Origin of the sequence: Dietzia sp. SL131 (assembly GCF_026672565.1) — a bacterium.
Taxonomy (GTDB): domain Bacteria; phylum Actinomycetota; class Actinomycetes; order Mycobacteriales; family Mycobacteriaceae; genus Dietzia; species Dietzia kunjamensis.
This window is the reverse complement of record NZ_JAPPRI010000003.1, coordinates 986,169-1,005,480: the sequence shown is the minus strand read 5'-3', so window position 1 is coordinate 1,005,480 and position 19,312 is coordinate 986,169. Positions and strand designations below refer to the sequence as shown.

At 71.7% G+C, this 19,312-nt stretch carries 17 protein-coding genes; 2 read left to right on the top strand and 15 right to left on the bottom strand.

What is annotated here, in order from left to right:
• Positions 1 to 30: 30 nt before the first annotated feature.
• The 5 genes from dnaE to lspA form a co-directional block, all read right to left on the bottom strand.
• The gene (gene dnaE, locus OVA21_RS05515; protein ID WP_096905632.1) at positions 31 to 3,579 is read right to left on the bottom strand and encodes a DNA polymerase III subunit alpha; all 3,549 of its coding nucleotides are present in this window, start codon (positions 3,577 to 3,579) and stop codon (positions 31 to 33) included.
• A 12-nt stretch (positions 3,580 to 3,591) separates the two neighbouring features.
• The gene (gene rarD, locus OVA21_RS05510; protein WP_096907265.1) at positions 3,592 to 4,497 is read right to left on the bottom strand and encodes an EamA family transporter RarD; all 906 of its coding nucleotides are present in this window, start codon (positions 4,495 to 4,497) and stop codon (positions 3,592 to 3,594) included.
• A 145-nt stretch (positions 4,498 to 4,642) separates the two neighbouring features.
• A complete protein-coding gene (locus tag OVA21_RS05505) occupies positions 4,643 to 5,431 on the bottom strand; it encodes a hypothetical protein (RefSeq protein ID WP_254050471.1) in 789 nt (262 codons plus the stop codon).
• On the bottom strand, positions 5,428 to 6,354 hold the full coding sequence (locus OVA21_RS05500; protein WP_096905633.1) for an RluA family pseudouridine synthase: 927 nt from the start codon (positions 6,352 to 6,354) through the stop codon (positions 5,428 to 5,430). Before OVA21_RS05500 ends, OVA21_RS05505 begins: the two co-directional genes overlap by 4 nt.
• Positions 6,347 to 7,018, bottom strand: coding sequence for a signal peptidase II (gene lspA, locus OVA21_RS05495; protein ID WP_096905634.1), 672 nt, complete (start codon positions 7,016 to 7,018; stop codon positions 6,347 to 6,349). Before lspA ends, OVA21_RS05500 begins: the two co-directional genes overlap by 8 nt.
• Before the next feature lie 70 nt (positions 7,019 to 7,088).
• On the opposite strand from lspA, the gene OVA21_RS05490 reads away from it, so the two are divergent.
• The gene (locus OVA21_RS05490; RefSeq protein ID WP_254050472.1) at positions 7,089 to 8,099 is read left to right on the top strand and encodes a hypothetical protein; all 1,011 of its coding nucleotides are present in this window, start codon (positions 7,089 to 7,091) and stop codon (positions 8,097 to 8,099) included.
• A gap of 52 nt (positions 8,100 to 8,151) precedes the next feature.
• On the opposite strand, the gene OVA21_RS05485 is transcribed toward OVA21_RS05490, so the two are convergent.
• A complete protein-coding gene (locus tag OVA21_RS05485; protein ID WP_096905635.1) occupies positions 8,152 to 8,655 on the bottom strand; it encodes a hypothetical protein in 504 nt (167 codons plus the stop codon).
• 162 nt (positions 8,656 to 8,817) lie between these two features.
• Between OVA21_RS05485 and OVA21_RS05480 the strand changes: the two genes are divergently transcribed.
• Positions 8,818 to 9,861 carry an asparaginase gene (locus tag OVA21_RS05480; protein WP_254050473.1) on the top strand — a complete coding sequence of 348 codons (1,044 nt, stop codon included), beginning with the start codon at positions 8,818 to 8,820 and terminating at the stop codon, positions 9,859 to 9,861.
• 293 nt (positions 9,862 to 10,154) lie between these two features.
• Here the strand turns inward: OVA21_RS05480 and OVA21_RS05475 are convergent, their stop codons facing one another.
• The 9 genes from OVA21_RS05475 to pgeF all read right to left on the bottom strand — a co-directional run bounded on the left by OVA21_RS05475 (position 10,155) and on the right by pgeF (position 19,307).
• Positions 10,155 to 11,609 carry a DNA polymerase IV gene (locus OVA21_RS05475; RefSeq protein WP_096905637.1) on the bottom strand — a complete coding sequence of 485 codons (1,455 nt, stop codon included), beginning with the start codon at positions 11,607 to 11,609 and terminating at the stop codon, positions 10,155 to 10,157.
• 13 nt (positions 11,610 to 11,622) lie between these two features.
• Positions 11,623 to 14,832, bottom strand: a complete 3,210-nt coding sequence (ileS, locus tag OVA21_RS05470; RefSeq protein WP_173674761.1) for an isoleucine--tRNA ligase — start codon at positions 14,830 to 14,832, stop codon at positions 11,623 to 11,625.
• 284 nt (positions 14,833 to 15,116) lie between these two features.
• Positions 15,117 to 15,329, bottom strand: coding sequence for a hypothetical protein (locus tag OVA21_RS05465; RefSeq protein ID WP_069389112.1), 213 nt, complete (start codon positions 15,327 to 15,329; stop codon positions 15,117 to 15,119).
• Positions 15,330 to 15,509: 180 nt separating this feature from the next.
• Positions 15,510 to 16,532 carry a DivIVA domain-containing protein gene (locus OVA21_RS05460; RefSeq protein ID WP_096905638.1) on the bottom strand — a complete coding sequence of 341 codons (1,023 nt, stop codon included), beginning with the start codon at positions 16,530 to 16,532 and terminating at the stop codon, positions 15,510 to 15,512.
• Between the two features lie 132 nt (positions 16,533 to 16,664).
• Positions 16,665 to 16,964 (bottom strand): YggT family protein, encoded by a 300-nt coding sequence (locus OVA21_RS05455; protein ID WP_082923774.1) that lies wholly within the window; start codon positions 16,962 to 16,964, stop codon positions 16,665 to 16,667.
• Between the two features lie 72 nt (positions 16,965 to 17,036).
• Positions 17,037 to 17,336: a cell division protein SepF gene (locus OVA21_RS05450; RefSeq protein ID WP_268091960.1), complete on the bottom strand. Its 300-nt coding sequence runs from the start codon at positions 17,334 to 17,336 to the stop codon at positions 17,037 to 17,039.
• A complete protein-coding gene (locus tag OVA21_RS05445) occupies positions 17,318 to 17,731 on the bottom strand; it encodes a hypothetical protein (protein ID WP_268091959.1) in 414 nt (137 codons plus the stop codon). The genes OVA21_RS05450 and OVA21_RS05445 overlap by 19 nt, the downstream gene beginning before the upstream one ends.
• Before the next feature lie 77 nt (positions 17,732 to 17,808).
• Complete coding sequence (locus OVA21_RS05440) at positions 17,809 to 18,537, bottom strand: YggS family pyridoxal phosphate-dependent enzyme (RefSeq protein ID WP_268091957.1); 729 nt, start codon at positions 18,535 to 18,537, stop codon at positions 17,809 to 17,811.
• A gap of 47 nt (positions 18,538 to 18,584) precedes the next feature.
• A complete protein-coding gene (gene pgeF, locus OVA21_RS05435) occupies positions 18,585 to 19,307 on the bottom strand; it encodes a peptidoglycan editing factor PgeF (protein ID WP_096905641.1) in 723 nt (240 codons plus the stop codon).
• Positions 19,308 to 19,312 lie beyond the last annotated feature (5 nt).

Here is a 19,312-nt window from a genome sequence, read left to right as displayed (position 1 = left end):
CCACCGCGCCCACGATCACCGTCAACCCGGTCAGCCCGTGAGGCAGCCGGGGCCGAGCAGCGCCTTGAGATCACCCATCAGCGAGGACGAGGTCTCGACCCGCAGGTGGTCATCAAGTCGCAGGACGGTCGACGAACTGCCGTTGACCAACCGCAGGTGCACGTCCGACGGTCCGGGATGCCGCCCCAGGACCTGCTTGAGCGCCGTGACGGTCTCGATGGTGCACATCCGCGTCGGCAGCGTGAGCGCCAGCGGCGCCCCGTTGCCACCGACGACCAGGTCGGGCACCTCGAGGGTGTCGCCGAACACCGAGACACGGTCCTCACGGATGTTGATGCGCGCCTTGACCAGCACCACCGCGTCCTCGGCGATGTCCATCGCCGCGAGACGGTACGTCTTGGGGAAGAACAGCACCTCGACACTGCCGTTGAAGTCCTCGATGGTGACGATCGCCCACGGCTCGCCGTTCTTGTTGACCCGCCGGTCGACGCCCGAGATGATCCCGCCGATCGTCACGGCGGTGCCGTGCGCGAGTTCGCCCTCGTGGATCGTGGCGATGGTGGTGTCGGTCTTGGCCTCCAGGGCGGCCTCGAGCCCGTCGAGCGGGTGCCCGGAGACGTACAGGCCCAGCATCTCGCGTTCCAGGGCGAGCTTCTGCTTGATGTCCCATTCCTCGTCGGGGACCCGGACGGCGAAGACGTCGCCAAAGCCCGAGTCGGCCTCGGCGTCATCTCCCCCGCCGAACAGGTCGAACTGCCCCACGGCCTCGGCCTTCTTGGTGGACATCACCGATTCCACCGCGTCGGCGTGGACCAGGAACAGGCCCTTGCGCGGGTGGCCGAGCGAGTCGAAGGCGCCGGCCTTGACGAGCGACTCGGTGACCTTCTTGGTGCAGGCGGTCTGGTCGATCTTGGCCAGGTAGTCCGAGAAGTCGCCGAACTCGCCCTTCGCCTCGCGGGCCGCGACGATCGAATCCACCACCTGGGCGCCGACGTTGCGCACCGCGCCCAGCCCGAAGCGGATGTCCGTGCCCACCGAGAGGAAATTGGTCCGCGACTCGTTGACCGACGGTGGCAAGACCTTGATGCCCATCTGTCGGCAGTTGGACAGGTACAGGGCGGCCTTGTCCTTGTCGTCGCCGACGGAGGTGAGCAGCGCCGCCATGTACTCGGCCGGGTAGTTGGCCTTGAGGTAGCCGGTCCAGAAGGACACCAGACCGTAGCCAGCCGCGTGCGACTTGTTGAACGCGTACGAGGCGAAGGGCTCGATGGTGCCCCACAGTGCGTCGACGGCGTCCTTGGAGAAGCCGCGCTCGAACATGCCGCCGGAGAACTTCTCGTACTCGGCGGCCAGCACCTCGGCCTTCTTCTTACCCATGGCCTTACGGAAGCCGTCGGCCTCACCGGCCGTGTATCCCGCGAGCTCGCGGGAGATGGCCATGATCTGCTCCTGGTACACGATCAGACCGTGGGTCTCGCCGAGGATCTCCTTGAGGGGCTCCTCGAGCTCCGGGTGGATGGGCACCAGTTCCTGCTTGCCGTTCTTGCGGTCGGCGTAGTTCCAGTGCGTCCCCATGCCCATCGGGCCGGGTCGGTACAGGGCGAGGGCGGCCACGATGTCGTTGAAGCCGGTGGGCTTCATCCGCTTGAGCAGCTCGCGCATGCCGCCGGAGTCGAGCTGAAACACGCCCAGGGTGTCACCGCGGGCGAGCAGTTCGTAGGTGGGGAGGTCGTCGGTGCTCAGGGTGTCGAGGTCGATGTCCTCGCCACGGTTGAGCTTGATGTTCTCCAGGCAGTCGCCGATCACCGTGAGGTTGCGCAGGCCCAGGAAGTCCATCTTGAGCAGGCCGATGTCCTCACACGACGGGTAGTCCCAGCCGGTGATGATGGCGCCGTCCTGGGCGCGCTTCCACATGGGGATCACGTCCAGCAGCGGCTCGGAGGACATGATCACCGCGCAGGCGTGCACGCCGGCCTGGCGGACCATGCCCTCGAGCCCGCGGGCCGTGTCGTAGATCCGCTTGACGTCGGGGTCCGTCTCGATGAGCTGACGGACCTCGGCGGCTTCGCCGAAGCGCTCGTGCTTGGAGTCGGTGATGCCGGACAGCGGGATGTCCTTGGCCATGATCGGCGGCGGCAGCGCCTTGGTGATCCGGTCGGCGATGGCGTACCCGGGCTGGCCGAAGTTCACGCGCGCGGCGTCCTTGATGGCGGCCTTGGTCTTGATGGTGCCGAACGTTATGACCTGGGCGATCTTGTCGGCGCCCCATTTGTCGGAGGCGTAGCGGATCATCTCGCCGCGGCGGCGGTCGTCGAAGTCGATATCGATATCCGGTGCGGACGGACGCTCGGGGTTGAGGAACCTCTCGAACAGCAGCCCGTGCTCGATCGGGTCGATGTTGGTGATCTTCAGCGCGTACGCGACCAGGGCGCCGGCGGCCGAGCCTCGGCCGGGTCCGACCTTGATGCCGATGGAGCGGGCGTGCTCGATGAGGTCACCGACCACGAGGAAGTAGCCGGGGTAGCCCTTGCCCTTGATGACCTCGAGTTCGAACGCCGCGCGGTCGAGGTACTCCTGCGGGACGCCGTCCGGGAACCGCCACTCCAGCCCCTTCTGGACCTCCCTGGCCAGCCAGGTGTCCTCGGTCTCGCCGTCCGGGACGGGGAACTTGGGCATCCGGTCCTTGGGCGCCCAGATGTCGTCGTACGGCTGGACGCGCTCGGCGATCCACAGGGTGTTGTCGCAGCCGCCGGGGACCTCGGTGTCCCACTGGGCGCGCATCTCGTCGGCGGACTTGAGGAAGTAGCCGTCACCGTCGAACTTGAAGCGGTTCTCGTCGGCGAGGGTCTTTCCGGTCTGCACGCAGAGCATGGCCTCGTGGTAGTGGGCCTGCTCGCGGGTGACGTAGTGGCAGTCGTTGGTCACCAGTGGCGGCATCCCCAGGTCTTTGCCGAGCGTGAGGAGGTCCTCGCGGACCCTGCGCTCGATGTCGATCCCGTGGTCCATCAACTCGAGGAAGAAGTTGTCCTTGCCGAAGATGGACTGCCACTTCTCCGCGGCCTCGTAGGCCTCCTTCCTGTGGCCCAGGCGCAGCCGCGTCTGGATCTCACCGGAGGGGCAGCCGGAGGTGGCGATGATCCCCTCGGAGTGCTCGGCGAGGATCTCAGCGTCCATCCGCGCCCACTTGCCCAGCTGCCCCTCGTACGAGGCCAGCGAGGACAGGCGGAACAGGTTGCGCAGGCCGGTCGCGTTCTCGGCGACCATCGTCATGTGGGTGTACGCGCCGGAGCCCGCGACGTCGTCGCTCTTCTGGTTCTTCTCGCCCCACAGCACGCGCTTCTTGTTGAACCGCGACTCGGGAGCGACGTACGCCTCGATCCCGATGATCGGCTTGATGCCGGTCTTGACGGCCTGCTTGTAGAAGTCCGACGAGCCGTACATGTTGCCGTGGTCGGTCATCCCGACCGCCGGCATGCCGAGCCTGGAGGCCTCCGCGAACAGCGGGTCGATCTGCGCCATCCCGTCGAGCATCGAGAACTCGGTGTGATTGTGCAGATGCACGAACTGGGATCCGCCCACGCAGCATTCCTCCTACGACTCGTCCGGCCCAGTGTAGGTCGGATCCCCGACAGTCCCCGAAACCCCAGCGCGGGCCGAGCGTGGCTGCCTGCCGGCCAGCGTGAACGCGATCACCGCGACCCAGATGAGCGCGAACCCGACCCACTGCACGGCGTCGAGCCGCTCGCCCACGACGAGCAGTCCCCAGGCCATCTGCAGCACCGGGACGATGTACTGCAGCATGCCCACGGTCGCCAGCGGGATGCGCTGCGCGGCCACGGCGAACAGCAGCAGCGGCACCACGGTGACGAGCCCGGCGGTGGCCAGCAGCACCGCATGCCCGGCACCCCCGGTGGTGAACGTGCCCGCGCCGGTCGCACCCAGCCACAGCAGCAGGGCCAGGGCGAACGGCGCGATCACCAGCACCTCGCCCGTCATCCCGATCACCGGGTCCACGCGCAGCTTCTTCTTGAGCACGCCGTACATGCCGAAGCTCATCGCGAGGATCACCGAGAGGTACGGGAAGTGGCCGTATCCGACGGTGAGGACCCCGACGGCGACGACGGCGAGGGCCACCGCGAGCCACTGTGGGCGATTGAGTCGTTCGCGGAACAACAGGACGCCCAGCAGGACACTGACCAGCGGGTTGATCGTGTACCCGAGGGCGGCCTCGGTGACGCGCTCGGAGTTGACCGCATACACGTACACGCCCCAATTGGCGGTGATGAAGACGGCGGCCCCGCCGACCCGGGCCCACGAGACGCGGTCGATGGCCCACAGGTCGCGCCAGCGCCGCAGCACGGTGAGCACGACGGCCATGACGACGAGCGACCACACGATCCGGTGGCCGACGATCTCGACGGCGCCGGCGGGCTCGAGCAGCGGGAAGAACGCGGGGAAGAACCCCCAGAGGGTGTACGCGGCGATGCCGGCGACCATCCCGCCGGCCACCGACTTCTCGCTGTTGCTCACCCGCCGGCTCGGCCCCTCGCTGCTCACCGGCGCAACCCTAGCCAGGCCCCGGATCGGCCCCGCACATCGAGCCCTTTCGGGGGTGGGGGCCAGTCAGACGGGCGGGGACCGGTCAGGCGGCCGGGACGGGGCCGCCGTCGGGCAGCGGGTACGCCGCGTCGACCTGCTGCGGCTGCAGCGGGCGGACGGCGAAGCGTTCCCATACCGCGTCCGGCGGCAGGGCCTCGACCGCGCGGACCCACGGTTGGTCGGCCACCGCGCGCAACTGCTCGGTGGTGCCGCGGGCGAGCAGCCCGATGATCGCCGGCTCACCGGCACGGATCCGCGAGACGGTGAGGGCGGCGGTGGCGGCTGCCCGCCCGGCGTCGGGCGGCTGCGGCACCCCGGGCCCGGACGGAGGTCCGGCGTCGAGCCGCCGGGCCACCTGCTCGAGGCCGCGGTGGAAGACGGGCTCGCGCCCCGACTCCCCCGCCACCGGCTCGGCCAGGGTCACCCCGGTGACGGGCATCGCGACCCCCTCGACCGGCACCTGCACGTACAGACCCGAGACGCGCGGCAGTTCCCGGACCACGCCGACCGCCTCGGGGACCGTCCACGCCCAGCCTGCGGTCACGAGGGCCCAGCGACGGGCGTCGGGGTCGGAGGCGAGGGCCTCGTCGTCGTCGTCATCTCCGTCGGAACCCTGTGCGGCCTCTTCCCCGCCGCCCGCGGTGACCAGTGAGTCGGCCGCGCGGGCGAGGTAGTCCTCGACGCGTTCGCCGTCCTCGGGTCCCAGGGCGTCGGTCATCACGCCAGGGCTGCGGGGCGGGTCGGTGCGCAGCGCGGTGAGGATCGCGACCAACGCCACCACGATCACGACCCCCACGCCGGCGATCTTCAGCACCCGCGCGGCGAGGGTCATGCCGAGCGCAGGACGTCGATCGCGTGCTGGAGGTCGTCGGGGTAGGTGCTGGTGAAGTCGACGCGCGAGCCGGCGCCCGGGTGCTCGAAGCCCAGCCCCACCGCGTGCAGCCACTGCCGCTCGAGGCCGAGCCGCCTGGCCAGGACCGGGTCGGCGCCGTAGGTGAGGTCGCCCGCGCACGGGTGATGCAGCGCGGAGAAGTGCACGCGGATCTGGTGGGTGCGGCCGGTCTCGAGCTTGACCTCCACCAGCGTCGCGGCCTGGTGCGCCTCGAGGGTGTCGTAGTGGGTGATCGAGTGCTTGCCGTCGGAGGTGACGGCGAAACGCCAGTCCGACGACGTGTGCCGGCCGATCGGCGCGTCGATGGTCCCCGACAGCGGATCGGGGTGGCCCTGCACCAGCGCGTGGTAGGTCTTGTCCACGGTCCGGTCACGGAACGCCCGCTTGAGCAGCGTGTACGCCCGCTCGGACGCCGCCACCACCATGAGGCCGGAGGTGCCCACGTCGAGCCGGTGGACGATCCCCTTGCGCTCCGGCGGGCCGGAGGTGGAGATGCGGTACCCGGCGGCGGCCAGGCCGCCGATCACCGTGGGGCCGGTCCAGCCGACCGACGCGTGCGCGGCGACGCCGACCGGTTTGTCGACGACGACGATGTCCGCGTCCGAGTACAGGACCGCCATCCCCTCGACCGGCTCGGCGACCACGGCGGGCTCGGCCCGCGGCTCGGGCATCTCGACCTCGATCCAGGACATCCCGGTGAGCTTGTCGGACTTGCCCACGGTGTGCCCGTCGAGCAGGACCTTGCCCTCGCCGGCGAGGTCGGCGACCGCGGTCCGCGAGATACCCAGAAGGCGGGAGACCCCGGCGTCGACGCGCATGCCGTCGAGCCCGTCGGGGACGGGGAAGGTGCGGACCTCACCCATCGGCGGGGTCCTTCCCGCTCGCGGGGGCGGCGGGGTCGGCGGGGTCCCTCTCGTCGGCGGCGAGCGCCTCGGATACCCGCGAGCCGTCGAAGTCGACGTTGCGGAACACGGCCACGGCCACCACGATCACTCCGGTGACCAGGCTGGCGTCGGCCACGTTGAACACGGGCCACCAGCCGACGGACATGTAGTCCACGACGTGGCCCTGCAGGATGCCGGGCGCGCGGAAGTAGCGGTCCACCAGGTTGCCGGCGGCGCCGCCCAGGATCAGTCCGAGGCCCCACGCCCACCACCGGGAGTGGACCCTGCGGGAGAACCACAGCAGGCCCGCCACCACGACCGTGGCGACGATGCTCAGCACCACCGTGAACTCGGTGCCCATGGAGAACGCGGCGCCCGGGTTGCGTAGCAGGACCAGACGAACCGTGTCGCCGATGAGCTCGATGGGCCTCGAGTCCTCCAGGTTCGCCACGGCCAGGACCTTGGCGATCTGGTCGACGGCGACGATCAGCGCGGCGATCACCACCATGACCACCGGCCCGTGCCGGAAGTAGTGCGGCGCGGGGTCGTGGGGCGCGGTGCTCGCGGGTGAGTCACCCTGTGGCGCCGCGCTGCCGGGCGTGGGCCCCGACGCGTCGGGTGGCGTCCCGTTGGTCTCCGTCATGGGCTCCAGTATCCCTGATCCGGCCGCGGGCCCGACGGCGCCGGGTCGGCGACCCTCTAGGCTCGGAGCCGTGGACCCGCGATCGACCGTCTCCCCCGGCCCCTCCCGCACCGCTCGTCGCGGTCACCGTCTCCTCGCGGCGGCGCTGGCCGTGACGCTCGTGGCCGGCACCTCCGCGTGCGCCGGGGACGATGCCGCGGACCCCGCCGACGGCGGCCCGGGTTCGTCTGCCGCAGAGGGGACGGATGCCCTCGAGCCCGAGGTGACCGTCGACCCCGGTCCCGCCCCGGTCGTCGACCTCATCGACGCCGGCGAGGGCGAGCGGCGGGTCCTGGCCTATGCCCCCTCGCGCGAAGGGTCGGTGGTCGCGATCACCCGCTCGGCCACCTCGCGGACCGAGGTCCCGGGAGCCGAGCCGCGCACCGACGACACCCCGGCGCAGACCCTCACCGTGGAGGGGCGATCGGAGCCCGACGTCGACGGCGCGCAGCGGGCGACCGTGACCGCGCGGGAGTTCACGTCCGTGGACGAACTCCGCAACGCCCAGTTCTCCACCGCCCCCGGGTTCACCGTGACCTGGACCCGCAGCGCCGACGGCATCGTCCGGGAACTGTCGCTGGCGGCCCCCTCGGGGGCCACAGACGCCGCCCGAGCCGGAGTGGAGATCACCGCGAACGCGGTCTCGGACGCGACAGTGGCGTTCCCCACCGAAGAGATCGGCGTCGGCGCCCGGTGGACCGTCACCCGCCGGGTCGACGACGCCGTGGCCCCGACGAGGGTCACCACCTACGAACTGGTCGACCTCGACGGCGACGTCGCCACCGTCCGGTCGAGCACCACCGCTCCCGACCCGGCGGGCACCCTGGCCGCCCCGGCCCCCGACGGCGGGCCGGGCGTGACCCTCGACGTGGAGTCCTACGAGGTCTCCGGCTCGGGCGAGCTCACGGTGGACCTACGCGCCCCGGTGCCGGTGGGCGGAGCGACCGAGTCCTCGACGCGGGCCGTCTACGTCGATCCCGATTCGGGACGACGCACGACCTACGACGAGGACTCGGTCCTGCAGTTCCGCAGCGTGGACTGACGCGTGGTCAGGCCTCGCTGTCAGTCCGGGCCGACGGCGCGCTGACGTGCGGTCAGGCCGCGGCGCACGTGGCCGGCGGCTCCAGCCCGGCGTTGGTGATGAGCGCGCAGGCGAACGCCTTCTGCAGCTGCCACTGACCACCCTGGTTGATGAACTGGGCCTGGACGTTGATGTCCTCCTGGCCCGGCTGCGAGATCACCGCGTTGGCGATGAGCGTGCCGGGGATGTCCCCCTCCGCTGCGCCGGTGATCGTCACGTCGGCGCCCTGCTCGGCCTTGAGGGCGGCGATCTGGTCGAAGATCTCGGGCGCCTCCGCGCCACCCTCCACCAGGTCGACCTTCTCCTCCACCGGCACGGCGGGGTCGGAGGCCCGGTCGAGCAGCTGGGTCAGCTCCTCGGCGGTGGGCACGGCGGCGGTCTCCTGCGCGCTCGTGGTGGGCGCGGGGGCTGCTGTGCCCCGGGGCCCGGGGCCGTCGTCGTCACTTCCGCAGGCGGCGAGGCCGCCCAGTGCGAAGGCGGACAGGGAGACTGCGGCGATGGTCCGTCGAAGACTCACGCGGGGTCCTTTCGTCGAGATGTGCGGCACCGGGCATGCGGTACCGAGCCGGGCATGGCTCCGGGCCGGGTCACCGGCCCAACGAACATCGGTGAGCCATTGTTCCATCGTCAGCGGCCGGGATGGTTGACGCCGGGCCGCCCGCACACCACTGTGGAGCGGGTGACCAGCGCCGAGACCAGCACCGATACCCCCCACATCGTGATCTGCACCACGGGAGGCACGATCACCGCCTCGACCACGCCGGAGGGAGCGGTCGTGGCCGGGGACTCCGACCCCGCGACGCAGGCCATGCTCGACGGCCTGCGGGCGGTGCTGCCGGGCCAGATCACCGTGAGCGCGCGCACCGTGCTCGACGCCGACTCCTCCACGTTCGGCCCGGCCGAGTGGGACCTGCTGGTCGACGCGGTGGGTGACGTGCTGTCCGATCCGGCGGTGTCGGGGGTCGTGGTGACCCACGGGACCGACACCCTCGAGGAGACCGCCATCGCCCTCGATCTGCACCACGACGACCCGCGGCCCGTCGCGCTCACCGGGGCCCAGCTCCCGGCCGACCATCCCGGGGCCGACGGGCCCGCCAATCTCCTGGACGCCGTCCTGCTGGCCGCCGACCCCGTCTCCCGCGACCTGGGGGTGCTGGTGGTCCTGGGCCGGGCCATCCTGCAGGCCCGCGGCGTGCGCAAGTGGCACACGACCGATCCCGTCGCCTTCGCCCGCAACTCGCCCGAGCATCCGGTCGAGGACCTGCCCCCGGAGCTCGAACGCCCCACCCTCCCCGGCCGGGCCCGGTTCGCCGACACCCGCGTCGACGTCGTGGCGTGCCCGCCCGGCGCGGACGCGGTCGCGGTGCACGCGTGTGTCGAGGCCGGGGCGCGCGGACTGGTCCTGGAGGGGTCGGGATCCGGCAACCTGCCCCCGCTCGTCGCGGACGCGGTCGCACGGTTGGCGGACGACCGGCCGGACATCGTGGTGGTGGCGTCCAGCCGGGTGCCGCGGGGTGAGGCGACCTCGACCTACGGCGGCCCGGGCGGTGGCGCGGAGCTCGCCGCTCGTGGCGTGCTGAGCTGCGGATACCTGCGATCCGGGCAGGCCCGGGTCCTGCTCGCCGCGCTGCTGTCCACCGCGGGCAGTGCAGACGGCGCCGGCGGCGACGGTGCGGCCGCAGAGGTGCGCCGAAAGTGGGGGCGCTACCACCTCTACAGCTGACGAGCAGACGTCGCCGGTTGCGGGGCCGGCGGTTGCGGGGCTGGCGGGGCGCCGGCGGGCGTTCACGCAGCGCAGGGCAGAGAGGCAGCGCGGTCAGCCGGGGGTGTGCTGGCGCCCTGCCCGCCCCGCCGCAGCCGCACGCGCCCATGGCGTCTCGCGTGCCCCGCGGCGGGGGCGAGGCGCCATCTCGAGGAGCGGCTGCAGCAGGGCCGGGCGTCGGCGGGGGCGAGGCGCCATCCCGAGGAGCGGCTGCAGTAGGGCCGGGCGTCGGCGGGCGGCGGGGGGCCGCCGGGTCACCACCCCAGGGAGTCCAGCGGGTCCGCGGGCTCGAGGTCCGGATCGTCCTCGGCGAACGTGCGCATCCGACCGGGGCCCGTCGCCGCCGTCTCGAACCGCACCGACACCCGGCCGTGGCCCGATCCCTGCACCCAGCCGTGCCCGAATTCCGGGTGTCGCACATCCGCACCCGTCTCGAAACGCCGGTGCCCGGCCTGCCGCCACGCCCCGATCGCCGGGAGTCCCCCCGCCGCCCGTCCGTCGGCCGCCCCCTCGTCCGCGGGTCCGGTCCCGTCGTCGCCCGGTTCGGACTCGTCGGTGGTGACGGTGGTGCCCACCCCCACGATGTCGGGCAGGTCCTCGTCGTCGTCGTGTCCCGACCGGTCCACGGGGACGAACTCCTGCTCGAACAGCGCGTCCTGGTAGTGATCGGTGAGGCCGGACACCCCCACGCCCAGCAGGCGGATCGCCCCGAAGTCGACCGGGTCCGGGGCGAGCGAGCGCGCCACCCCGATGATCGTCTCCAGCGACGTGGTGCCCACCGGCAACGTGTACGAGCGGGTGATCGAGGTGAAGTCCGAGCGCTTGACCTTGACCGTCACCGTCCGCGCCGCACGGCCGTCGGAGAGCAGCCTGCGATGCGCCGCCTCGGCCGCCCGCCGCACCGCGGCCGCGACCTGACCCGACGTCGTGAGATCGGCGGCGAACGTGCTCTCGGCGCTGATCTGCTTGGCCTCGGCCCGCTCGTGCACCGGCCGGTCGTCGTACCCCCGCGCGATCCGGGCGATCGCCGGGCCGACCGTCTTGCCGAGCGCGTGGGCCACGTCGTCGTCGTCCATCGCCGCGAGGTCACCGATGGTCGCCACCCCGAACTGCGCCAGCCGCTCCCCCGCCACCGGGCCCACACCCCACAGGCTCCGTACCGGCAACGGGAACATCACCTCGGCGTGGTCGCGGCGCGGCACCACCACCACACCGTCCGGCTTGGCCAGCTCCGAGGCGATCTTGGCGTACTGCTTGCCCGCCCCCGCCCCCACCGACGCCGGGAGCCCGGTCGCCGCACGGATGGCGGCACGCAACTCCTGCGCCCACTGTCGGGTGCGGTCGGCGTCGGCGCCCCGCAGCTCCGGCGGCTCGAGGAAGGCCTCGTCCACGGAGATCTGCTCCACGACCGGCGCGTGCTCGGCGAACACCTCGAACACCCGGCGGCTCAGAACCCGGTAGACCGGCATCCGCGGCGAGACGAACACCGCGCCCGGCCCCACCAATCGACGCGCCTGGTGTGAGGGCATGGCCGAGCGGGCACCCTTCGCTCGCGCCTCGTAGGAACACCCCGCCACCACACCGCGGCCGCCCTGACCGCCCACGAGCACCGGCCGACCCCGCAGGGTCGGCCGGGTCAGCTGCTCGCAGGACGCGAAGAACGCGTCCATGTCCACGTGCAGGACCCAGCGGTCCTGCCCGCCACCCATGACGAGCCGCCGGTCAGACCCGAGCCAGCGTCATCCGGACGCCCTCGGCGAGCTCGACCGGGTCCCCGTCTGCCGGGTCCAGTGCGTCGACCACGGCGAAGTCGGTGGCCAGCACCTCGCCGGCGATGAGCTGCGCGTGACGGTCCGCCCACTCACGGCGGGCGGCCGGCACCTCCATGCGCACCCGGATGCGGTCGGAGATGTCGAAACCGGCACCGCGGCGGGCCTCCTGGATCTCGCGGATCCGGTCCTTTGCCCAGCCCTCGGCCTCGAGCTCCTCCGTGACCGTCAGATCCAGCACCACCAGGCCGGCACCGCCGGGCAGCGCCGCCGTGGACTCGGGATCGGCGGCCACGAGCCGGTGCTCGTACTCGCCCTCCTGCAGCTCCACACCACCGGCGACCACGACGCCGTCGGTCTCGGTCCAGTCACCGGACTTGGCGGCCTTGATGCAGGCCTGGACCTGCTTGCCCAGCCGCGGGCCGGCGGCGCGGGCGTTGACCGCCAGCTCCATCCGGCCGTGGGCGGCCACGTCGCTGGTGAGGCGAACCTCGCGGACGTTGACCTCGTCGGCGATGAGACCGGTGAATGGCTGGAGCCGCTCTGCGTCGGGCATCGCCACCGTGAGCGAGCTGAGCGGCAGGCGCACCCGCAGCTGCTTGGCTTTGCGGATCGAGGACACGGTCGAGCACACGTCGCGCACGGCCTCCATCGCCTCGACCAGTCCGTCGTCTCCCGGCAGTTCGTCGGCGGTCGGCCAGTCCACCAGGTGCACCGACTCCTCACCGGTGAGCCCGGTCCACACGACCTCGCTCATCAGCGGCAGGAGCGGGGCGGCGAGGCGCATGGTGGTCTCGAGCACCGTGTAGAGGGTGTCGAAGGCGTCGCGGGAATCCTGGCCGCTGTCCTCGCCGGCCCAGAACCGGGAGCGCGACCGGCGGACGTACCAGTTGGTCAGGGCGTCGGCGAACAGGCGCAGCTCGTCGCAGGCCGCGGCGATGTCCGTCGCGTCCAGCGCCTCGGTCATGGCGTCGCGCGTGGACGCCAGGCGGGACAGGATGTAGCGGTCCAGCACGTGCTCCGAGTCCGTGCGCCAGGTGGCCCGGCGGGAGGCGTACAGCTGGAAGAAGCTGTAGGAGTTCCACAGCGGCAGCATGGCCTGGCGGACGCCCTCGCGGATGCCTTGCTCGGTGACCACGAGGTTGCCGCCCCGCAGGATCGGCGAGCTCATGAGGAACCAGCGCATGGCGTCCGAGCCGTCGCGGGAGAACACCTCGTTGACGTCCGGGTAGTTGCCCTTGGACTTGCTCATCTTGAGACCGTCGTTGCCCAGGACGATCCCGTGGGCGGCGACATGGGTGAACGCCGGCCGGTCGAACAGCGCGGTGGCCAGCACGTGAAGTGTGTAGAACCAGCCGCGGGTCTGGCCGTTGTACTCGACGATGAAGTCACCCGGGTTGTGCGTCTCGAACCACTCCTTGTTCTCGAAGGGGTAGTGGACCTGGGCGAACGGCATCGACCCGGACTCGAACCAGCAGTCGAACACGTCCGGGATGCGGCGCATCGTGGACTTGCCGGTCGGGTCGTCCGGGTTGGGCCGGGTCAGCTCGTCGATGTACGGGCGGTGCAGGTCGGTGGGCCGGACGCCGAAGTCGGCCTCCAGCTCGTCGAGGGACCCGTAGACGTCGACCCGCGGGTAGGCGGGGTCGTCGGACTCCCACACCGGGATCGGGGCGCCCCAGTAGCGGTTGCGGTTGATGTTCCAGTCGCGGGCGCCCTCGAGCCACTTGCCGAACTGGCCGTCGCGCACGTGCTCCGGCATCCAGGTGATGTGCTCGCGATTGAGCTCGACCATGCGGTCCCGGAACGCGGTGACCTTGACGAACCACGCGGGCAGCGCCATGTAGATGAGCGGCTGGCCGGAGCGCCAGGAGTGCGGGTAGGAGTGCTCGATGGTCTCGTGGCGGATCAGCCTGCCATCGGCCCGAAGGTCGCGGGAGATCGGGGCGTTGGCGTCGAAGACGAGCTGCCCGGCGTACGGCGGAACCTCGGCGGTGAACTTGCCGTCCGGGCCCACCGGGATGACGAGCTCGATCCCGGCGGCGTCACAGGCGTCCTTGTCCTCCTCACCGAAGGCGGGCGCGAGGTGGACGACGCCGGTACCGGACTCGGTGGTGACATAGTCGGCCGAGAGCACCACGTGGGCACCCGCGTGACCGGCGAAGAAGTCGAACGGCGGGGTGTACCGCAGGCCCACCAACTCGGAGCCCTTGACGGTCGTCACGACCTCCGCGTCCTCACCGAACTCCGCGGCGTAGACGCCGCGGCGGGCCTCGGCGAGGACGAAGGTCCGCCCGGCGAACTCACCGGAGTTGACCCGGACCACCGAGTAGTCGATCTCGGGGTGGACGGCGGCGGCGAGGTTGGAGGGCAGGGTCCACGGCGTGGTGGTCCACACCAGTGCCTCGGCGCCGTGGAACGGGCTGTCCTGAGGGGCCTCCAGGGGCAGCCCGACGGTGACGGCCGGATCCTGACGCATCTTGTAGGCGTCGTCCAGGCGGGTCTCCTGGTTGGACAGTGGCGTCTGCTCGTACCAGGAGTACGGCAGCACGCGGAAGCCCTTGTAGATCAGCCCCTTGTCGTAGAGCCGCTTGAAGGCCCACAGCACGGACTCGGTGAAGTCGATGTCGAGGGTCTTGTAGTCGTTCTCGAAGTCCACCCAGCGGGCCTGGCGGTGGACGTACTTCTCCCACTCGTCGGTGTACTGCAGCACCGACATCTCGCAGGCGTTGTTGAACTCGGCCAGGCCCATATCGAGGATCTGGGACTTCTCGGTGATGCCGAGCTGCTTCTCGGCCTCGAGCTCGGCGGGCAGGCCGTGGCAGTCCCAGCCGAACCGGCGCTCGACCCTGTACCCACGCATGGTGCGGTAGCGCGGGACGACATCCTTGACGTACCCGGTGAGCAGGTGGCCGTAGTGTGGCAGGCCGTTGGCGAACGGGGGCCCGTCGTAGAAGACGTACTCCTGCGCGTCCGCACGGTTACGGATGGACTCGCGGAACGTGTCGCGCTCGTCCCACCGCTGCAGGACCGTCTCCTCGAGGGCGGGGAACGACGGCGTCTGGGACGTGGCGCCCCCGGCGAGGTCGAGCACGGGGTACGCGCTGCCGGTGGCAGCGGGCTCGCCGTCGGCGCGCTCGGTCGCTACGGGTTCGGTGCTCATCTGGGCGGACTCCTCGCGTACGGGGCCCGCACGAGTTCGCATCCGTGGGGCCGTCAGGCCTGCGCTCGGGGACGAACCGGATCGCGTCTGGCGCGTTCCGTCCGCGGTACCACCCCGTTTGGCGACGACGTGCGACGCCCACTCTTGGGTCGGGCTGTGACGGGCTCCCCCGTTCGGTTCTACTGAGCGGTCCCCGCCGTGCGGGGTCCCACCGTTCTTCCGAGCACTCCCCGGTGATGGCCGGATCTCCGCGCGTCCGGCTCCCGGCCGGACAGGTTCCGATATTACCCGTCGGCGCGGGCGTCCGCCTCTTCCGAGGTCGCCCGCGGCTCACGGTCGCGCTCGGCGCGCCCCCGGACCAGGTCGACCAGCAGCAGGACCAGCCCCAGGGCCCCGACGAGGATGCACGCCCACGCCCACCCGATCTGACCTGTCGCGACGGCGGCCACGAGGAAGGCGAAACCGAGGATCGTCAGTCCTAGCGCGGCGACGAGCATCCGTGCCTCCTGGTGCTGTGCGAATCCTGGTGCTGGTCGAATCTTAGGTGCTGCGCGAATCATAGGTGCCGTGCGATGGACAAAGGGGGTCGCACCGTCGGTGGCCCCGTCCCCCCGAATATACGTCGGTCCCCGCACCCTTGGGCAGGGGCGGGGACCGCATCGGTCACGCGGGGTGGATCACTCGGCGCGGTGACCGCCGTCCTTCTTGGCCGACTGGTCGGAGGAGCCGGGGGCGCCGGCACTGCCGGTACCCTCGCCGGGCGCGGACGAGGCCGCCGGGCCGCCCGGGGTGGACGGGGCCGCAGGGGCCGCCGGGGCGGCCGATCCGGTCTTGCCGAGCTCGGAGAGCTGGTTCTCCAGGTAGCTGGTGAGGCGGCTGCGGTAGTCCTTCTCGAACGTCCGCAGCTGGTCGATCCGGCTCTCGAGCACGCCACGCTGCTGGTTGATGGTGGCCATGATCTCGGTGTGCTTGCGCTCGGCGTCGGCCTGCAGGGCGTCGGCCTTGGCCTGCGCCTCCTTGACCTGCTGCTCGGACCGGGCCTGGGCGTCCTTGACGATGCCGTCGGACTTGCTCTTGGCCTCGGTGAGGATCTTGTCGGCCTCCTTGCGGGCGTCGCCGACCATCTTCTCGGACTGGGACTTGGCGTCGCCGACCAGGCGATCAGACTGGGACTTGGCGTCGCCCACCAGCCGGTCGGACTCGCTGCGGGCCTTGGCCATGAGTCCGTCGGACTCCTTCTTGGCCTCGCCGGTGAGCCGGTCGGCCATCTCCTGGGCCATGGCCAGGACGCGGGCGGCGCGCAGGTGGGTCTCGTTGTTGGCGGCGCCGTCGTCCTCGCTCTTGCCCAGCGACGGGGTCGCGGCGGCGGGAGTCGGGGTGATCGGCGCGGCGGCCGCGGCAGGTGCGGGCGCGGGGGTCGGCGCGGGCGCCGGGGCGGCCGGCTGCTGTGCCGTACCCGAGCCGCCGGTGGCGGCGCCGGAGGACTTGCCGGACTCGTCGGCGGCCTTGCGCGCCTTCTCGAGATCCTTGGTGAGCTCCTCCACCCGCTGGCGGAGGTCCTCGTTGTCCGAGACGAGTTCCGCGAGCTCCGTCTCGACCAGGTCGAGGAACTGGTCGACCTCGTCCTCGTTGTAGCCCCGCTTGCCGATCGGCGGCTTGGAGAACGCGACGTTGTGCACATCGGCTGGAGTCAACGGCATGGGATACCCCTCGTGGTCGTCTCGGGTGCCGGCCCGGCGTTGTCGCACCGGACCCGCGACTTCATTACTACCTTAACGGTGGCCAATCTAGTCACAATCGGCCCGCGCGTCACCAGCGGCCGCAACGGGGCCTCACGCCACGCTCATCATGAGGCCACGCAGGATCACCTGGATGACGATGATGATGACGAAGAGCACCAGCACCGACAGGTCCAGCGAGATCTGTCCCAGGCGCACGGGCTTGATGACCTTGCGCAGCGCCTTGACCGGCGGGTCGGTGACGGTGAACAGCCACTCCAGTACCACGGCGAGGACGCCACGGGGGCTCCACCCGCGGGAGAACGAGGCGATCATCTCGACCACGATCCTGGCGAGGAGCATGTACCAGAAGATCTGGGTGATGATGTAGAGGACCAGCAGGATTTCACGCACGGCTCAACCCTACTGGCCCGCGACGTCGCGCCGTCACCGGCGTCCTGTCGGCTGTGGTCAACGGGGTCGGTGTCAGCGCCGGAAGGCGCCGTTGACGGCGTCGCGGACCTCGGCCTCGGTGAGGTCCATACCGGCCGGCTGCAGGAGGAAGGTGCGCTCACGGTCGGCGACCTTCTCCATGCGGCCGTCGAGGCCGAAGACGAGTCCGGCGGCGAAGTCCACCATCCGGCGCGCATCGCCGGAGGCCATGGTGGACAGGTCCAGGACGACGGCGCGGCCGGCGCGGAAGTGCTCGCCGAGGCTCTTGCCGTCGCCGAAGCCGCGGGGGCGCTCCACAACGGTCTCGGGCACGGTCACCAGTCCGTCCTCCACGAAGTCCTCCTCGGGCGCGAGCGCGACGGCGCCGCGGGTGGCGGGAACGCCGCGCAGGGTGGCGCGGGCCCCGGCCTCGGCGGCGTGGTAGCGGCGCGGGCGGGGGCCGGCTCGTCGATGTCACCGCGGCGCGGGGCGACCGGGCGCTCGTCGACCGGGTCGAGGTCGGCGATCCGGGTTCGGGGGGCGGGCTCCTCCAGGTACCGGTCGGCGGCGTAGCCGTAGTCGTCCCGACGGTCGCGGGCGACCGGGCCGAGGTCGTCCGTCTCGTGGATGCCGCGGGGGGCACGCACGTCGTGGTGGACGGGCCGGTCGTAGTCGTCGAGGTACTCGTCGTCGTACGCCGCGACGGGCGCCATTCCGAAGTACTCCTTGAACCGGGCGATTGCGCTCATCTTCCGGGACCTTCCTGGTAACGGGGTCGTCGCGGGCGTGTGTTCTTCGCGGGCGGGTGTCCCCGCGAGGCTGGCTCTCAAACTACTGGTCGGGGGCCGAGGATGGCCGTTCCGACACGCACGCAGGTCGAACCCGCGGCGACCGCCTCCTCGATGTCCCCGGACATCCCGGCGGAGAACTCCACCGCGTCGGGGTGATCGCGGCGCAGCGCGGCCGCGACCTCGGCGGCGTCGGCGAAGTGGGCGCTCGCCTCGCCCTCGAGCGGGGGGACGACCATGAGCCCGGCCAGGCGCAGGTGGCCGAGACCGGCCACGTGGTCGGCGAGGCCGGGCAGGTCCTCACGAGCGATTCCGCCGCGCGAGGTGTTACCGTCCAGGCTCAGCTGGATCAGGACGGGCAGCGGGGTGACGTCGTCGCGCTCCCCGGCGGCGCGGGCGCGGCCCTTCTCGAGGCCGTCGGCGACCTTGGCCGAGCCGACGGAGTGGACGCGGTCGGCCCACCCGGCCACCGCAGCGGCCTTGTTGGACTGGATGTGACCCACCATGTTCCAGCGCACCGCCGCGGCCAGCTCGGCGTCGGCGGCGGCCAGATCGGAGACCTTCGCCGCGGCCTCCTGGACGCGGTTCTCCCCGACGTCGCGCACCCCGAGGCGGGCGAGCCGGACGACGTCGGTGACGGGGTGGAATTTGGTGACGACGACGAGGTCGACCTCATCGGTCCGTCCCGCGGCCGCCCGCGCCGCGTCCAGACGTTGCCGGGTCGCGGCGAGCCTGGTGGCGAGTTCGTCCGCCCTGGGATCGGTCATGTCCGCTCTTCCTCCTCCCGGCCGGCGGGTGCGCCGGCCCCGGGTCTCTACTGCTGCCGCCAGATCACGCTGGCCTGGCGCCCGGTCCGCCCCTGTCGACGATAGGAGAACAGTGACTCCTCGGCGATCGTGCAGCGCGGGTCGGAGTCGACGCGGGTGACGCCGAGCCCGGCGAGTTGGCGCGTGATGCCCCGACGCAGGTCCACCCCGGGGGTCCCCGCGACGGTCCGGGCGCGGCTGCCGGGCAGGGCGGCCTCGACCTCGTCCACCATCGCGGGGGGCAACTCGTAGTGCTCCCCCGCCGCGGCGGGTCCGAGGAGCACGGTGATGCGCTCGGCCCGGGCGCCCAGGGAGGTCATGGCCCCGATGAGCGACGGGACGATCCCGCCGACGGCGCCGACCCGGCCCGCGTGCACGGCCCCGATCACCCCGGCCTCGGAGTCCGCGGCCAGGACCGGGACGCAGTCGGCGGTGAGTACCGCCAGCGCCAGGCCCGGCCGGTCGGTCACCAGGCCGTCGGTGGCCGGGACCGGGCCGCCCGTCGGGCGGGTGACGCGGGCGATACGGTTGCCGTGGACCTGGTCCATCCACACGACGTCGGTCGCGGGCAGGCCGAGTCGACGGGCGAGCCGCGCCCGGTTGGCTGCCACCGCCGCCGGGGCGTCCCCGACGTGGTCACCGAGGTTGAACGAGTCGAAATCTCCGGTCGACGCGCCGCCGCGGCGGTCGGTGACCACCCGGCGTACGCGCCCCGAGCCGTCGGGTGCCATGGATC

What these genes read in the sequence shown, in the direction of transcription:
- rarD (WP_096907265.1), bottom strand. Translation starts at nt 4,497, where the DNA reads ATGGTCGCCGGCATCGCCGCGTACACCCTCTGGGGGTTCTTCCCCGCG.
- OVA21_RS05505 (WP_254050471.1), bottom strand. Translation starts at nt 5,431, where the DNA reads ATGACCCTCGCCGCGCGGGTGCTGAAGATCGCCGGCGTGGGGGTCGTG.
- OVA21_RS05500 (WP_096905633.1), bottom strand. Translation starts at nt 6,354, where the DNA reads ATGGGTGAGGTCCGCACCTTCCCCGTCCCCGACGGGCTCGACGGCATG.
- lspA (WP_096905634.1), bottom strand. Translation starts at nt 7,018, where the DNA reads ATGACGGAGACCAACGGGACGCCACCCGACGCGTCGGGGCCCACGCCC.
- OVA21_RS05475 (WP_096905637.1), bottom strand. Translation starts at nt 11,609, where the DNA reads ATGGGTGGCGGGCAGGACCGCTGGGTCCTGCACGTGGACATGGACGCG.
- ileS (WP_173674761.1), bottom strand. Translation starts at nt 14,832, where the DNA reads ATGAGCACCGAACCCGTAGCGACCGAGCGCGCCGACGGCGAGCCCGCT.
- OVA21_RS05465 (WP_069389112.1), bottom strand. Translation starts at nt 15,329, where the DNA reads ATGCTCGTCGCCGCGCTAGGACTGACGATCCTCGGTTTCGCCTTCCTC.
- OVA21_RS05460 (WP_096905638.1), bottom strand. Translation starts at nt 16,532, where the DNA reads ATGCCGTTGACTCCAGCCGATGTGCACAACGTCGCGTTCTCCAAGCCG.
- OVA21_RS05445 (WP_268091959.1), bottom strand. Translation starts at nt 17,731, where the DNA reads ATGAGCGCAATCGCCCGGTTCAAGGAGTACTTCGGAATGGCGCCCGTC.
- OVA21_RS05440 (WP_268091957.1), bottom strand. Translation starts at nt 18,537, where the DNA reads ATGACCGATCCCAGGGCGGACGAACTCGCCACCAGGCTCGCCGCGACC.
- pgeF (WP_096905641.1), bottom strand. Translation starts at nt 19,307, where the DNA reads ATGGCACCCGACGGCTCGGGGCGCGTACGCCGGGTGGTCACCGACCGC.